General features: G+C 28.1%; 19 protein-coding genes and 2 tRNA genes. 7 read left to right on the top strand and 14 right to left on the bottom strand.

Annotated elements, in window-relative coordinates:
• The first annotated feature begins 155 nt into the window (after positions 1–155).
• The 4 genes from HKP59_RS12820 (at position 156) to HKP59_RS01290 (ending at position 2,308) form a co-directional block, all read left to right on the top strand.
• The gene (locus HKP59_RS12820; RefSeq protein ID WP_363288607.1) at positions 156–293 is read left to right on the top strand and encodes a hypothetical protein; all 138 of its coding nucleotides are present in this window, start codon (positions 156–158) and stop codon (positions 291–293) included.
• Positions 256–459 carry a hypothetical protein gene (locus tag HKP59_RS12815; protein ID WP_363288605.1) on the top strand — a complete coding sequence of 68 codons (204 nt, stop codon included), beginning with the start codon at positions 256–258 and terminating at the stop codon, positions 457–459. Before HKP59_RS12820 ends, HKP59_RS12815 begins: the two co-directional genes overlap by 38 nt.
• A 122-nt stretch (positions 460–581) precedes the next feature.
• On the top strand, positions 582–1,538 hold the full coding sequence (locus HKP59_RS01295; RefSeq protein ID WP_291802768.1) for a CorA family divalent cation transporter: 957 nt from the start codon (positions 582–584) through the stop codon (positions 1,536–1,538).
• Between the two features lie 71 nt (positions 1,539–1,609).
• Positions 1,610–2,308, top strand: a complete 699-nt coding sequence (locus HKP59_RS01290; protein ID WP_291802766.1) for a hypothetical protein — start codon at positions 1,610–1,612, stop codon at positions 2,306–2,308.
• Positions 2,309–2,625: 317 nt separating this feature from the next.
• Here the strand turns inward: HKP59_RS01290 and HKP59_RS01285 are convergent, their stop codons facing one another.
• The 4 genes from HKP59_RS01285 to HKP59_RS01270 form a co-directional block, all read right to left on the bottom strand.
• Positions 2,626–3,741, bottom strand: a complete 1,116-nt coding sequence (locus HKP59_RS01285) for a hypothetical protein (RefSeq protein ID WP_291802764.1) — start codon at positions 3,739–3,741, stop codon at positions 2,626–2,628.
• 1 nt (position 3,742) lies between these two features.
• Positions 3,743–4,729: an alpha/beta fold hydrolase gene (locus HKP59_RS01280; protein WP_291802763.1), complete on the bottom strand. Its 987-nt coding sequence runs from the start codon at positions 4,727–4,729 to the stop codon at positions 3,743–3,745.
• A 232-nt stretch (positions 4,730–4,961) separates the two neighbouring features.
• Positions 4,962–5,045: transfer RNA gene (locus tag HKP59_RS01275), tRNA-Leu, on the bottom strand.
• Positions 5,046–5,094: 49 nt separating this feature from the next.
• Positions 5,095–5,167 (bottom strand) — tRNA-Lys (locus HKP59_RS01270).
• Positions 5,168–5,292: 125 nt separating this feature from the next.
• Here HKP59_RS01270 and HKP59_RS01265 point away from each other — a divergent pair.
• Positions 5,293–5,802: a shikimate kinase gene (locus HKP59_RS01265; RefSeq protein ID WP_291802761.1), complete on the top strand. Its 510-nt coding sequence runs from the start codon at positions 5,293–5,295 to the stop codon at positions 5,800–5,802.
• On the opposite strand, the gene HKP59_RS01260 is transcribed toward HKP59_RS01265, so the two are convergent.
• From HKP59_RS01260 to HKP59_RS01250, 3 genes are read right to left on the bottom strand one after another with little or no spacing between them, the layout of a single operon-like run.
• Positions 5,794–6,291, bottom strand: a complete 498-nt coding sequence (locus HKP59_RS01260) for a phosphoribosyltransferase family protein (protein ID WP_291802759.1) — start codon at positions 6,289–6,291, stop codon at positions 5,794–5,796. The two genes, HKP59_RS01265 and HKP59_RS01260, sit on opposite strands and share 9 nt — an antisense overlap.
• A 5-nt stretch (positions 6,292–6,296) precedes the next feature.
• Positions 6,297–6,899, bottom strand: coding sequence for an SAM-dependent methyltransferase (locus tag HKP59_RS01255; RefSeq protein WP_291802758.1), 603 nt, complete (start codon positions 6,897–6,899; stop codon positions 6,297–6,299).
• Complete coding sequence (locus HKP59_RS01250) at positions 6,877–7,245, bottom strand: S4 domain-containing protein (RefSeq protein ID WP_291802757.1); 369 nt, start codon at positions 7,243–7,245, stop codon at positions 6,877–6,879. Before HKP59_RS01250 ends, HKP59_RS01255 begins: the two co-directional genes overlap by 23 nt.
• Positions 7,246–7,333: 88 nt before the next feature.
• On the opposite strand from HKP59_RS01250, the gene HKP59_RS01245 reads away from it, so the two are divergent.
• Positions 7,334–8,164, top strand: coding sequence for an FKBP-type peptidyl-prolyl cis-trans isomerase (locus tag HKP59_RS01245; RefSeq protein ID WP_291802756.1), 831 nt, complete (start codon positions 7,334–7,336; stop codon positions 8,162–8,164).
• Positions 8,165–8,235: 71 nt separating this feature from the next.
• On the opposite strand, the gene HKP59_RS01240 is transcribed toward HKP59_RS01245, so the two are convergent.
• From HKP59_RS01240 to clpB, 7 genes are all read right to left on the bottom strand, one after another.
• Entirely contained in the window at positions 8,236–8,856 is a 621-nt protein-coding gene (locus tag HKP59_RS01240; RefSeq protein WP_291802755.1) for an outer membrane beta-barrel protein, read from the bottom strand.
• Positions 8,857–8,908: 52 nt separating this feature from the next.
• Complete coding sequence (locus tag HKP59_RS01235; RefSeq protein WP_291802754.1) at positions 8,909–9,862, bottom strand: transketolase C-terminal domain-containing protein; 954 nt, start codon at positions 9,860–9,862, stop codon at positions 8,909–8,911.
• Between the two features lie 52 nt (positions 9,863–9,914).
• A complete protein-coding gene (locus HKP59_RS01230; protein ID WP_291802752.1) occupies positions 9,915–10,496 on the bottom strand; it encodes a Maf family nucleotide pyrophosphatase in 582 nt (193 codons plus the stop codon).
• A 6-nt stretch (positions 10,497–10,502) separates the two neighbouring features.
• Positions 10,503–11,411: a geranylgeranylglycerol-phosphate geranylgeranyltransferase gene (locus HKP59_RS01225; protein ID WP_291802749.1), complete on the bottom strand. Its 909-nt coding sequence runs from the start codon at positions 11,409–11,411 to the stop codon at positions 10,503–10,505.
• Positions 11,412–11,416: 5 nt separating this feature from the next.
• Positions 11,417–11,875 carry an SsrA-binding protein SmpB gene (gene smpB, locus HKP59_RS01220; protein WP_291802747.1) on the bottom strand — a complete coding sequence of 153 codons (459 nt, stop codon included), beginning with the start codon at positions 11,873–11,875 and terminating at the stop codon, positions 11,417–11,419.
• Between the two features lie 80 nt (positions 11,876–11,955).
• A complete protein-coding gene (locus HKP59_RS01215) occupies positions 11,956–12,456 on the bottom strand; it encodes a histidine phosphatase family protein (protein WP_291802745.1) in 501 nt (166 codons plus the stop codon).
• A gap of 84 nt (positions 12,457–12,540) precedes the next feature.
• Positions 12,541–15,132 carry an ATP-dependent chaperone ClpB gene (clpB, locus tag HKP59_RS01210; protein ID WP_291802743.1) on the bottom strand — a complete coding sequence of 864 codons (2,592 nt, stop codon included), beginning with the start codon at positions 15,130–15,132 and terminating at the stop codon, positions 12,541–12,543.
• A gap of 165 nt (positions 15,133–15,297) precedes the next feature.
• Here clpB and ytxJ point away from each other — a divergent pair, with 165 nt between their 5' ends.
• On the top strand, positions 15,298–15,696 hold the full coding sequence (ytxJ, locus tag HKP59_RS01205) for a bacillithiol system redox-active protein YtxJ (protein WP_291802741.1): 399 nt from the start codon (positions 15,298–15,300) through the stop codon (positions 15,694–15,696).
• Positions 15,697–15,735 lie beyond the last annotated feature (39 nt).

Below are 15,735 nucleotides of genomic sequence, written 5' to 3'. Positions count from 1 at the left end.
ATGCCATATATGCTGAAAAAGAATTGATTATGTTTTGTTTATAATTATAAACAAATGGCATTAGTTCAAATTGGTAAATATATTTGCCCTAATCCTGAAAATTAAATGGACTAGTAACACAATTATTTTCAAGTTTAGATGATATTTCACGCCCATTGGTTAAGACAATATATTTACAACACGAACTTATTAGAACACATCGATTTATTGATGGAAATGGAAGAACAACAAGAATTGATAAAAAATTGGATTTTGATGTACAATTTTTATCCACCAATATTTATAAAAGATGAATTTGAAAAAAAGGAATATGTTGAAACACTTATTAAAAGTTTTAGTACTTTAGAAAAAAATAATAATAGTTGGGACAAAGATACCGATCTCTTTTTTCAACAAGAATTGGATAGAGTTTTAAAGGGTATTGAATTTATTTTTAATGAAATTAGAATAGAAAAGTAAAAACTACACACAAGAACTAATAAAATTTAAGGGCACTTTTAAACTAAAGAGCGAACCAATAAACATATAACAACCTGTTTATTGCAATAAAAAGATAAATTTAAAGAATCGATACTAACAATATGATAGAATTATATTTAAAGACCAATGAAATAAAGAAATTAAATTTAATTAGTCAAATAAACTATAAGGCTGAAGACATATTTAATATTCGTATCATTGATTCAACTGAAAAAGTATTACATGAAATTTCTACTAAATTTGATATTGACATATCCATTTTTAATCAAAAAGAGGACATTGAAATAAGTTCTCATTACTTAAAAACATACGACCAATTATCTTTTAACTTTTCAATACCTAATTATAATTCGAATACACTTTTTAGAGAGGAAGAAATTTTTATAATAATCAAAAAAGGGGTAGTTTTTTACTTTTTATCTTCAAATATTGATGAAAACTTTGTAAATCTCACCAAAACGAGATATGACTTTACAAGTATTAATTTCAATTCTCACTTAGAACATTTTGTATTTCAAATAGGGATAATTTCAGATTATTATGCAGATTTGACAGAATTCATATCAAAAAAAGTTAAGCTATTTTATGAAAATATTTTAAACTTAAAAGATTTTAGATCAAATGACTTGGATTTAATAATGATTCTAAATTATAACAACCTCTTAATAAAAGAATCAATAAATAACTTTCAAAGAATCCTTCAAATACTGATACAAAACAAATTTGAAGAAAAGACCCTAACGAATAAAATAAATTTAGAACTTGATGATATTGCAGTAATTTCAGACCATATTCAATTTAATTTTGACCGACTCGATGATTTAAAGGAAAATATTAATAGTAAAATTGAATTAGAACAAAATAGTATATTTAGAACATTAACAATTATAACTGTTTGTATCTCTTTACCGACACTTATTGCTGGAATATATGGGATGAATTTTAAGAATATTCCTGGATTAGAATGGAGGTTTGGATATCCAACAGCAATTGGTCTGATGATCATAAGCTTCATTATTGCAATAGTTTATTTTAAAATGAAAAAATGGATTAAATAGATCATTAGTAAAAGAGATTTTGAAAACTAGATAATACTACTTTTATCAAATAGATTAGACTTATAATAATTATGGAGAATATAGCTCACACAGAGAATCAAATTCAATACGTTGCTAGTTTTGAAGACTTTGTTTCCGCTTCTTTTTTTGGAGAAATTAATGCAATTTGTTGGAATCGTAAGCTAGTAGGTGATTTTTCTGAGATTATAAGACAGGTAGAGTTAAATGAAAATATAGCCGAACTTCATCCAAATGATCTTCTTGAACTTAAGTTGAGTGAACAGGGGCAGCTTGCTCGTGAAATTCTTTTAAATGATTTGAATACGTTAAAAGCTCTTGGTGCATCTCCAACACTTAATCTAATTAAGTGCTATTATAGAGATGATAACTACCCGTTTTTTCCAACAGATGTTTATTCTTTTCATGTAGATAGCTCTCCTATACCAGTCGACACCTTTTTATGCACTTACTATGGCGAGTCCAGTGAAATATTGCCAAACTCGCAAGCCAAAAAAAAAGTACTTATTCCCGAAATACAAGATGAACTTAAAAAAATATATCGTGGAGCAGAGGAAGATTTTGAATCATTTTTAAGTGAAAATTTCTTTGATTTACACTATCTGGCTAAGTCTATGGCACAGCCAATAAAATTAAGTTTAGGCCATTTATACAGATTGGCTATTGAGCACCCTAAAAGCCAAGTTCTCCCTTGTATTCATCGTGCACCAAAGGAAAAAAGCGGACAGAAAAGGTTGTTGTTAATCTGTTAAAGGTATTTTAAATATATACTCATATTAACTACTTGTGAAGTTTAATGCTTATTGCTGATAAATACTTGGAAGATGATTTTGAGATGAACCTGAATTTGTATTAAGAAAATTAATGCTAAAATATCAGATTGAACAATAGCAGATAATTAAAGAAAAAGTGCACATAATAAGATTCGAACTTACACGAGCTATTGCTCACCAGTCCTTCAATTTTCTGTGCACGTTTTTAAAATTTTAAAACACTGAATTACAATTAATTAAAAAGTATGTATTTCATTAAATATTTCAAAAGTGATAACATAAGTATAATAGAAATATTATATTGACCATATTTTATCAATAATAATTAATAAAATTGGAAATATAATAGCGACAAAAGCAGCTGAAATGCTTTTCAAATCAAATGGCCAAGTATTTTGTGATGATAATTTATTTTCTAAATCTCTTAATTCATTAAGCTTCATAAAATTTCTTGAAGAAGGATAGGAGTCAAGCTCCTTCAATTTTTTTTGTATTTTCAATTTAACTTTTAAAACTTGATTATCAACATCTGTTTGCATTAAATTATGAATATTAAGCATTGGCCAATAGATATAAAATATTATTAAAATAGCAAATGAAGAATACCATAAAATTATTAAAAATTCCCAACTCCAATCACCAATAAATTTTGCAACTACCCCCAAAAAGAATGGAACAATCGTAATCATCGCAGATTTTAAATGAATCGAACCTATATAATTAATAGTATTTTTTTTGTCTAAATCTAATGTTTGTAAATCACTTTCTTTACTTATCGTATAAATGAAAAATGAAAATATAACCATGCTAAATATTGCTGCTCCAGCAAAAAACATTGTTATAAATTGAAATGTTGCATAAACCAATTTAGCTTCCAAACTATGGAATGGAGTACCAACTAAAAAATCTCCTACCGAAGCTATTAAACCTATTAAAATTCCTATCCAGATACTAAATTTTCTACTAAAAATAAGATCTTGATAAATTAATAATTTTGATGTCATCGTTTTTTCATCTAAAGAAGATATTTTTAAAAATTCCAAAAAGTTCTTATCAATAACCTTATACATCCAAATAAGAGCACCCCATACAATCATCATTTGAAAAGTATAAGCTAAAAATGAAAGTAAATAGATTTTATCCTCGTCGAGAAGATACCACAATAACTGAACGAATGCAAAGATGAATAAACTAAACACAAAAACTGAAATGAGATAATGAAATTTTGTCCATTTGACAATTGAATATTGAAAAGGTTCTTTCAAATTTAGTGTAAGATTGTAGCCAGTACTAAATTTTTCATTACTTAAATCTTGTAAGTTTTTATCCTCTTGCCATTCTAAACAAAATTTACACTTTTGAGCTTTAATTGGAATTTCACTAAGACAATATTGGCATTCTTTTTTTTCCATATCAATTTTTTTTTATTGATTTTATCACGTCCTTATTTAAAATCATTTGACTATTCATATTAAAATCTAGTCGGTTTTTATGATTCAATAAATGACCCAAATCAAGAAATTTATTTACTTTCACTCTTCCATTCATAGATAATAAGTAATCAATTTTATTTTTCCTTTTTCCAAAGGGTTTCAATAACCAATCATTACTTCCGTAAATCAATATTATATCTTTAGTTTCAAGAATTAAATCTATTTTCTGATTCATTTTTTCATTTCCTCTTTCATAAAGTTCAAACAATGTTTTATATTTCGATACATATTCAAAAAAAGATACATGATTTGAAATCTTTAAATTGAAATACTGGAGGATATCTTTGTTAGTTGATATTGAAAATATAAATTTTTTATTTCGGGTAATTCTACTCATTAAATACATTGGATAATTGACAAGAATATTAAATAACCTTTTTAAAAATAATCTTTTTTTATCCTTCAACTTCTGGCTAACTTTTGTTGGAAATACTATATCAAAAGAGTCCACTGGAGAATACAATATTATTTTATTAACTTTTTGAGCCTCTGGCAATGATAAAGGAAACTCATCTAATTCATCATCTAATAATGCTATTGACTGGTCTATTAATATATCTTCAATATGTGTATCGTAGTTAACCAAAAAAGAAATCATTGCTATTGCACCTGCACTATGTCCAGCTAAGTGTATTTGCTTAATTTTAGGATTATCAATATACTGAATAAACTCTTTGATAATCCTTACCATATTACCTATTCTCCAATTATATTTAGATCCTTGTTCTGGTAAATCTATGCAATAAATGGTTTCATAACTATTAATAAAATTTTGAAGATGAGAAATGTAATTTTCTTTATACATTCCAAGCCCTGGCATAAAAATTAAAATTTTATGGGGTTTATTTCCTTTTAATTTGAAATATTCAATACCATTTATATTCTCCGAAACTATAGTTTTAAACACCTCTATTTTAGATTTAATGACTTATAAATTAAAAATAATCATATTCTATTTCAGTTCTTAAATAATATAGTATTGACAATAATTTGGGTAATTATATTTTATTTTTTATAAAAATAATGTTATCCAAAAATATTAGGATTCTGATTTTTCAATACTAGTTTTATCTTCAATCTATAAAATTAGAATAATTAACTAAAAAAAAACTATTTGTAGGAATTAATTAAAGAAAAAGTGCACATAATAAGATTCGAACTTACACGAGCTATTGCTCACCAGCCCCTCAAGCTGGCGCGTCTACCAATTCCGCCATATGTGCTTTTTGTTTTTAACAAAAAAAGTTAAGCAAAATGCTTAACTTTTATAAGTGACCTGGCTGGGGCTCGAACCCAGGACCACCTCCTTAAAAGGGAGGTGCTCTACCAACTGAGCTACCAGGTCAATAATTTTACCTTCTCCGCAATTGCGAGTGCAAATATACTATCTAAACTTAAGAAAACAAGTTTTTTTATGTTGTTTTTTAAACGATATTTGTTTTATTAAGTTAAGTCAATAAATATAAGTTTATGAAAATTGTATTATTAGGGTATATGGCTAGTGGAAAATCAACCATAGGGGTAATTTTAGGCAAAAAATTAAACATCCAATTTATTGATTTAGATACTTTTATTGAAGAAAAAGAACAATTATCTATTTCTGAAATATTTAAACAAAAGGGTGAAATATATTTTCGCAAAAAAGAAGGTGAATACTTAAGTGAACTTTTAGATTCGGAGAATGATTTAATTATTTCATTAGGTGGAGGAACACCTTGCTATGGTAATAATATGAATAAAATTCAGGAATTATCAACATCATTTTATTTAAACGCTTCTATCAATACTATTTTTGAGAGATTAAAAGATGAAAAAACACAACGCCCTTTGGTCACCAATATTGGTGAACATAATTTAAAAGAATATATCGCAAAACATTTATTCGAAAGAAATGAATTTTACAAAAAAGCAACGAATAGTATAGATATAAATGATAAGAGTGCCTTCCAAATAATTGAGGAGATTGTTGACTTACTCTAAAACTGCGTAAGATTTTTCTTTTTTAAATACTACTGAAACGTGCTCGTGCAAAGAGGTAGATAAGGAGATTCCTTTATAATCTGCTTTTACGGGATACTTTTTATGATTTCTATTAACGAGTACAGCTGTATTAAAACGTTTTAATGGAACATCTAAAAAATGCTTAATACCATAAATTAAAGTACTGCCAGAATTTAGTACATCATCAACTAATATAATAGACTTATTTTTATACTCTTCTGATTTTAATGATGTTGAAATAGGATTTAAAGGTTTTTTCTTATCCATAAATACTTCACAGACTAAAATTTTAATAGGACTAATTTCTTTCAAAAAATGAGAAATCTTTTGAGCTAATAGATAACCGTTACCGTTTATACCAGCAATAATAATTTCTTTTTCTTTCCAATTATCTTCATAAATTTGGTAAGCTATTCTTCTCGTTTTACTTTCAATTTGCTCACTTGTTAAAATAATAGAACTTTCCATTTTAGTTATTTTTTTTCAAAGATAAAAAACAATTCTCTACCAAATCTTGGTTTTATTGAGTTATAACACCTATCCAATACTTTTATTTGAAAAAAGGGAGAAAATAATTTTAAATATTCTTCATACGAACCTCCAAATGGCGGTCCCTCTTGTGTTAATTCAAAATCAAAAAGTAACCCTGCTATTTTTCCATTTTCTTTCAATAAACTTGCCATTTTTTCTACGTACGCTTTCCTACTTTCTGGATGTAAAGCGCAAAAAAATGTTTGCTCCACAATTAAATCATACTTTTTAGCATGGTTAAAAAAATTATTGTGAATTAAGTTTTCCTTAGGAAAATTCACCACTCTGTTTTTTAAATTCTGTAATGGTTGAGAAGCAATATCTATAATATCAACAGTTTTAAATTTATTCTTATGTAAATATTCAGCTTCATAGCTGTTACCTGCTCCTGGTATTAATATATCAATATTTTTATCTGTGATTTGATTAAAATAAACTTCAAGCGGGGTAGATATTTCACCGATATCCCAACCAGTTGAGTTATTCAAATATTTTGTTTCCCAATAATTTTTATTTAACTCACTAATTTTCTTCTTGTAATTCATTTAAATCTCTTCTGTCTTTCTTAGTAGGTCGTCCAGTTCCTTTTTTTCTATAATAATCTTTCGAATACTTCAATAGGTCTAATTTTTCAAATTCTTCTGCAGGTGTAATATCTTTTCTGTATAAATCAACTAGCTTTGCACCAACACGATTTGAAGGTATATCTAATACTTCTATTTCGTAATTAATCTGATTTTTTCGAATAATTATTCTATCATTATTAAAAACCATTTTTGAAGGTTTTATGCTTTCTCCATTAATTTTAATATGACCTTTTCTTGTAGCTTCTGTAGCATTATTCCTAGTCTTATAATATCTTACACACCATAAGTACTTATCTATTCTCATTGGTTCTCCTATAATAACGTTAAATTTTATCTTTTCTCTTTTGTCAAAGATATGAAAATAGTATCTTGCGCACCTAAAAATATACTGAATGAAATTTAAAAATTTATTTATACTAGTAATACTATTCACTGGGGTTTTATCTTGTAATAACGATGATAATACAACAAATACTGATCCTGCAGAGCAAGCAATTGCAGATGATGAAGCTATTATAGAATATTTACAAACGCATTATTTAAATGAAGAAGATGGTGGTATTTGGACTGTAACAGACGGTGAGGATCCTTTGATAAATGATGAAAGATTAGAAACTCAAAATATAACCAGAGATGATATCGCATATAAACTTTACTATTTAAAACAGTTTGAAGGAGTTTCTATGAGTCCGTCGAGAGCAGATTCTGTATTAACCACTTATACCGGAATGTTGTTAGATAGTACTGTTTTTGACTCAAGATCTACGTTAATTTGGTTTTCATTAACCAACTTAATTGAAGGGTGGAGTTATGGCTTTACTAATTTCAAAGGAGGATCCAGAGTTCTAAATAGTGATGAATCGTTTTTTTATGAAAATCCAGGTAAAGGAATTTTGTTCATTCCTTCAGGCTTAGGGTATGGTCAGTTTGGAAGTGGTTTTATCCCAGGAAACTCACCATTGGTTTTTGAAATCACCTTGCATGATGTAAATGAATCGGATGATGATAATGATGGTATTTTATCAAAAAATGAAGACTTAGATAATGATGGGGACGTTAAAAACGATGATACTGATGAAGATTTAGTTCCAAATTATTTAGATCCAGATGATGATGGTGATGGTATTTTAACAAAAGATGAAGATGCAAATGGAGATGGGGACCCAACAAATGATGATACAGATGGTGATGGAATACCAGATTATTTAGATACAGATAATTAATAACATTTGAAACATAAAAAAAGCTTCTCAAATTCTGAGAAGCTTTTTTTATAACTAATTAATAAATAATATTACTTATTTTTTTTCTTAGATAAGCTATATGATACACTGAAAATTAGTTGTTCTGGTCTAGAATCTAGCGTAAATGTTTCTCCTGCCTTTGACCAATTCGCTTCATTTTCACTTAAACCTCTTTCATATCTAACATCTAAACCTAATCTTCCTAATTCAATAGAAGCTCCAATATTTATACCAACTGAAAATTCATTTTCAATATCATTAAAGTTCAAGCCTTCTAAATCATTATCTAAATAATATTGAAATGCTGGTCCGGCAAAAATATTTAAAGGTCCAATTAATTTAATACCCACTAATACGGGCATATCTAATTTAGATATTTTATAATCTTCAGTACTACCTGAATTTAATTCATATTCACTTGTTGTTTTAGTATACACTAACTCAGGTCGCAAATAAATAGGTCCTAAATTTAGTTTTCCATAAAAACCAACATTAAAACCAGACTTCCCGGATCCTTCATTTTTGTAAATATTGGTTACTTCATTAGAAAATTCTTTAAATTCTCCATTTGAATTATAACTTAATCCAGCTTTAATACCAAATCCACTTTGTGCACTTACAGCAAAAAAGGTAGCTATAAAAACAACTGAAAATAATACATTTTTCTTCATAAAAATTAAATTTAGAGTTTATAATATCGTATAAAACGCAATAATTATACCGTTATTTCCTAGTAATAACCTTTTTTACTGCATTTACAATATCATTGTCAGTTAATCCATATTTTTCCATAAGTTGAGCAGGTGTTGCAGATTCTCCAAAAGTATCATTTACAGCAACAAATTCTTGTGGAATAGGATTATTTTGCACTAATACTCTGGAAACACTTTCACCAAGTCCACCTAAAATATTATGCTCTTCTGCCGTAACAATACAACCTGTTTTAGCAACCGATTTTAAAATTGCTTCCTCATCTAAAGGTTTTATGGTATGAATATTTATAACTTCAGCACTTATTCCAATTGCTTCTAATTTTTCTGAAGCTTGTAATGCCTCCCAAACTAAATGCCCCGTTGCAACAATAGTAACATCAGTTCCTTCAGTAAGTTGAATTGCTTTTCCAATAATAAACTCTTGATCTTCAGGCATAAAAATTGGTACAGCCGGGCGTCCAAAACGTAAATAAACAGGTCCCACATAATCTGCGATTGCAATGGTAGCTGCTTTAGTCTGGTTGTAATCACATGGATTAATAACTACCATTCCTGGTAACATTTTCATTAATCCAATATCTTCTAACGTTTGGTGTGTTGCACCATCTTCACCTAATGTTAAACCTGCGTGAGAAGCACAAATTTTTACATTTTTCCCTGAGTAGGCAATAGCTTGTCGAACTTGGTCATACACTCTTGCAGTTGAAAAGTTTGCAAAAGTTCCTGTAAATGGTATTTTCCCACCAATCGTTAATCCTGCAGCAATTCCCATCATATTTGCCTCTGCAATTCCAACTTGAAAAAACCGATCAGGATGATTTTCAATAAACTTATCCATTTTTAACGAACCAACTAAGTCAGCACATAGTGCCACTACATTCTCATTAGTATCACCAAGTTCTGCTAATCCTGCACCAAAACCTGATCTGGTATCTTTCTTTTCTTTAAATGTGTATTTTTTCATATTAATATTTATTAAAAATCGTTCAAAAATAAGGATATTATACGATACGAAACTACATTTTTATTAATTCTTCATACAACTTATGCACAGGTAATCCCATAACATTAAAATAACTACCTTCTAGTTTTGTAACACCAATAAAACCAATCCATTCTTGAATTCCATAGGCTCCCGCTTTATCTAAAGGTTTATAATTATCAACATAATATTCAATTTCTTTAGTTGATAATATCTTAAAATTAACAATGGTTGTGTCAAAAAATATGTTTTCTGAATGTTGCGTTTTTATACAAATTGAAGTAATAACTTTATGACTTTTTCCAGATAATTTTTCCAACATTTGAATAGCTTCAAATTTATCTTTAGGCTTTTCTAAAGGCTGATTATTAAACCAAACAATAGTATCTGAAGTGATTACGATATCATTTTTATGTAGTTCATTTTCAAATGCTTGAGCCTTTAATTTTGCTAAATAATTAGTAATTTCTTCTTCTTTTAAATTAGAAGGATAGTTTTCAATGATGGGCCGAACTTGTATTTCAAATTTTAAATCAAGTTTCTTAAAAAGATCTTGTCTTCTGGGAGATGCTGAGCCGAGAATGATGTGATTATTTTTAAATTTTTCTGAAAGCATTATAACTTAACTTGTTAATATAAATATGATTACTGAACTAATTCCTAAAAACATGATTATTTTTAATAGTGAGCTTATGTTTTTAAACTCTTTTAACGACTCCGCCGATTTAATTTTAAAAGTACAATAACCTAACGGTACTATTATAAAAAAAAGAACGTACAATGCTGTAAACTTATAAATTGAAGCAATGTTAATGAGTATAAATATTAATAAAATGATTAGGATTATACAAATAACCGTAATAATTTGTTGTGTTCGTTTTTTTCCAATTAAAATTGGTAATGTATTCATTTGTAGATTGTAATCTCCATTTACATCTTCTATATCTTTAATTAATTCTCTAATTAAACTTAATAAAAAGGCAAAGAAAGAATAGATAAACACAATATTAATAGCTAATTGTAGCGTATTGACTTTAATTGAAGTATCTATATCAATCATATAAATTATATAGATACTTAAAGCACTTAAAAATGAAACTGTAATGTTTCCAACTAAAGGAACTGCTTTAAACTTTTTTGAATAATAATAGAGTAGTAGTGAAGCACCTATAAATATAAATGAAAAAGAAGGCTTCTGCAGATGCATACTTAAACCAATTCCTAGAATTAATCCTAAAGTATTGATCCATAAGTATAATTGTTTTGATTGTTCTATTGAAAAAACATTTGTAACAATTACTTTATTCGGTTTATTTATTAAATCTGATTTTACATCAAGTATATCATTAATAATATAGCCCGCAGCGGTTATAAGAATTATAGAAATGAGTAGAACAATAAACTCAAAAATTGAAAGATTCGTTGAAATTTGTAGAAAAGAAAATAACAAAAATTTAAGAAGCAGTAAAGAATAGAGTAGAAGCAATAAATTTTTCCAACGAATTAAATTAAAAAATGCTACAATTTTCATTTTAACTAATTAAAATTCTTTTTAACTCTATCTAAATTAATTTTATTATCACGGTCTTTTATAGTTTCACGCTTATCATAATTCTTTTTCCCTTTACAAAGCGCAATATCAAGTTTGGCCCAACCTTTATCAGTTAAAAATAATTTTAAAGGAATAATTGTTAAACCAACATTTTGAACTTCTTTTTGAAGTTTTTTAAGTTCCCCTTTATTTAATAATAATTTACGTTCGCTTTTTGGCTTATGGTTGTATGAATTACCATATAAATACTCTTCAATAAACATATTAATCACAAATAATTCGCCTTGTTCGTTGAATTCACAAAAGCTTTCCGTGATGCGCGCCTTACTTTCTCGTATTGATTTTATTTCTGTGCCGGTTAATTGAATACCCGCTGTATATCTATCCAAAATCTCATATTCAAAGCGCGCTTTTTTGTTACGTATGTTTATTTTTTTCTGCATAATTTAACAAAGGTAGTACAATTAATAATTAGTATACCTATGGATTTGGGATTGGAATGAAATTCTAATAAATATTTTTATTATTCAATTTTTAAGACCGTATCAGTAGCTTTTGAATTGACTATTGTTACGATATATAAATTCGAATTATTTGAATCTTCAATATCATTATATTTCTTCTTGCCTAAAATTTTATTTACAAATTGTGGGGTAGTATTACTATGACCAACAACTAAAACTGTTTTTCCTGTTGTTTTTGACTTAAAATCATCATCGTACATATTTCTAGGATCGTAAAATTGTAGCTCTAAATCCTTTTTCTGAGCAGTAGGTTTTGCTGTTTGTACGGTTCTATTATAATTTGTTGAATAGATTAGATCAAAATTCACATGTTCAAAAACACTACTCCAATTCTCAGCTCTTATTTGTCCCCTTTCATTTAAATTAGGATTTTTATTTGAGTTATCAGTTCTAACTTTCTCCGCATGTCTAATTAAGTAATAAGTAGTTACTTCATCATTTTGGGCTTTTACAGTGAATGAAACAATTAGTATAAACAATAATAAAATATATTTTTTCATAAGTCATCAAGTTAATTTGAAAAACGAATATACATAAAAAAACTCCTTTATAAATAATTAAGGAGTTTTAGATATCTATTGTTGTTAATTATTTCTAAACACAATTTTATCATCAAAAGCATCTAACAGAATATGACTTTCAGAGGTTATTTTACCTGCTAACATCTCTTTAGATAACTCATTCAATACTTCTTTTTGAATAACTCTTTTCACTGGTCTTGCACCAAATTGAGGATCGAATCCTTTGTTTGCAAGTGCTTCAACCATATCCTCAGTATATTCAATTTGAATATCTTGCTTTTTAAGCATTTTAATTAACTTATTTAATTGTAATCTAACAATTAACTGAATTTCCGATCTGTTTAAAGGTGTAAACATAATTATTTCATCGATTCTATTTAAAAATTCAGGCCGAATGGTTTGTCTTAGTAAACTAATCACTTCAATTTTTGTTGATTCCGTAATAGAAGCACGCTTTGCCATATCCATTTTTTCAAATCTTTCCTGAATAATATGCGACCCCATATTAGAAGTCATAATGATAATGGTATTTCTAAAATCGGCGACTCTACCTTTATTATCAGTTAATCTTCCTTCGTCTAAAACTTGTAATAATATATTAAATGTATCAGGATGAGCTTTTTCAATTTCATCTAATAAAATTACTGAATAAGGTTTTCTTCTCACGGCTTCAGTCAACTGCCCACCTTCATCATAGCCAACATACCCAGGAGGGGCACCAATTAATCTACTTACTGAATGACGTTCTTGATATTCGCTCATATCAATACGTGTCATTGAATTTTCATCATCAAATAAATATTCAGCTAAGGCTTTCGCTAGTTCTGTTTTTCCAACACCTGTAGTACCTAAAAACAAAAATGATCCCATTGGTTTTTTTGAATCTTGTAAACCAGCTCTTGAACGTCTAACAGCATCTGAAACTGCTTCTATGGCCTCATCTTGTCCTATAACTCTTCGATGTAATTCAGCTTCTAAAAAAAGTAATTTTTCCCGCTCACTTTGCAACATTTTAGTTACCGGAATACCTGTCCATTTAGCAACTACTTCAGCAATATCATCTCTAGTTACTTCTTCTTTTATTAATGCAGCATCCTGATTTTCAGCTAATTCTTTTTGTAAAATATCTAATTTTTCTTGTTCTTCCTTAATTTTTCCATACCGAATTTCTGCAACTCTTCCATAATCACCTTCACGTTCAGCTTGTTCAGCCTCTACTTTAAAATTTTCAATAGCTATTTTACTCGCTTGCACATTATCAACCAATTCTTTTTCGCTTACCCATTTTGCATTAATCTCATTGCGTTCCTCTTTTATATTGGCAATTTCTTTTTTTAATGAAGCTAATTTTTTTTCATCTTTTTCTCGTTTAATGGCTTCAATTTCAATTTCTAATTGCATTATTTTTCTATCCAAAACATCTAATTCTTCAGGTTTTGAATTTATTTCCATCCGTAATTTAGCTGCAGCCTCATCCATCAAGTCAATGGCTTTATCTGGTAAAAAACGATTAGAAATATATCGTTGTGAGAGCTCTACAGCTGCAATAATTGCATCATCTTTAATTTGAACCTTATGATGATTTTCATATTTTTCTTTTATTCCTCTTAAAATTGAAATAGCACTTTCTGTATCAGGCTCATCAACTATCACTTTTTGAAATCTTCGTTCTAATGCTTTATCTTTTTCAAAATATTTTTGATACTCATCTAATGTTGTTGCCCCAATAGCCCTTAGTTCTCCTCTAGCCAAAGCTGGTTTTAAAATGTTTGCAGCATCCATAGCTCCTTGTCCGCCACCAGCTCCAACTAAGGTGTGTATTTCATCAATAAATAAAACTATCTCTCCATTGGAAGTAGTCACTTCCTTAATTACAGATTTTAAGCGTTCTTCAAATTCCCCTTTATATTTGGCACCCGCAATAAGTGCTCCCATATCTAAAGAGTAGATTTGTTTATCTTTTAAATTTTCTGGAATATCTCCTTTAATAATTCTATGTGCTAAGCCTTCGGCAATCGCCGTTTTACCAGTTCCTGGTTCTCCAACCAACATTGGGTTGTTTTTTGTTCTACGTGATAAAATTTGAAGAATTCGTCTAATTTCTTCATCTCTACCAATTACGGGATCTAATTTTCCATCTTTTGCTAGTTGATTTAAATTTCGCGCATATTTATTAAGTGAGTTATATGTTTCTTCAGCACTTTGCGAGGTAACTTTACTTCCTTTTCGCAATTCTTCAATAGCTAATTTTAACTCTTTTTCAGTAATACCTTGATCTTTTAAAATTTGTGCGGTTGTATCTTTTGATCCTAAAATAGCAATAAGTAAATGTTCAATAGAAACATACTCATCATTCATTTTTTTTGCTTCTGTGGTAGCTTTATTCAACATTTTTGAAGCATTGTTTGAAAGCGTAATTCCATTACCTCCAGTAACTTTAGAATAACTTTGTATTGTTTTATCAATTAAACTTTCTAAAAGTTCAACATTTAATCCTAATTTTTTGAATATAAAAGGTATTACATTTTCATCAACTCCAAAAATACCTTTTAAAATATGAGAATTTTCTATTTGTTGGTGTTCATAACTTTGCGCAATTTGCTGCGCTTGTTGTATCGCTTCTTGCGATTTTATAGTAAAATTATTAAAATTCATAACGTTTTGTTTTTATGTGTTCACAATTCAGTGCTCAAAGAGTATTCCAATTATCAAAAGGTTTATAAAAAGGTCATTATGTCTTGTTTTTTAGGCATTTAAGGACATTTTGTCTTTTAAAAAACTTATAATTATATTTGCAAACCAATACACTAAAAAATAATAATGGGGATATTCAATAGTTTTTTTAATCAAAACAATCAAGAAACAAAGGAAGAAAGGATCAATTGGATACCGCTTACAGAAATGAGTCAATTAACCACTCTAATTTCTCAGTCAAAATTGAAGCCTATTTTAATATTTAAGCATAGTACGCGATGTGGCGTTAGTAGAATGGCGCTAAAAAGTTTTGAAAAAGAGTTTGATATAAAAAGTAATATGATTGATTTATATTTTTTAGATTTATTAAATCACAGAGAAATTTCAAGTGAAATTGCATCAAAATTTAATGTGTATCACCAATCTCCTCAAGTTTTAGTGTTAAAAAACGAACACGTTATTTACAACGATTCGCATTATCAAATTAGTGCAAGTGCTATTAAAAAACTGATTGCAGTAGGTTAATTTTGTTTTAAATAGAGTATTCGTGTATAACAAAAAAAT

Origin of the sequence: Lutibacter sp., assembly GCF_013041805.1 — a bacterium.
Lineage (GTDB): Bacteria > Bacteroidota > Bacteroidia > Flavobacteriales > Flavobacteriaceae > Lutibacter.
Note: the sequence above shows the minus strand (reverse complement) of the source record. Positions and strands in the feature narration are given on the sequence as shown.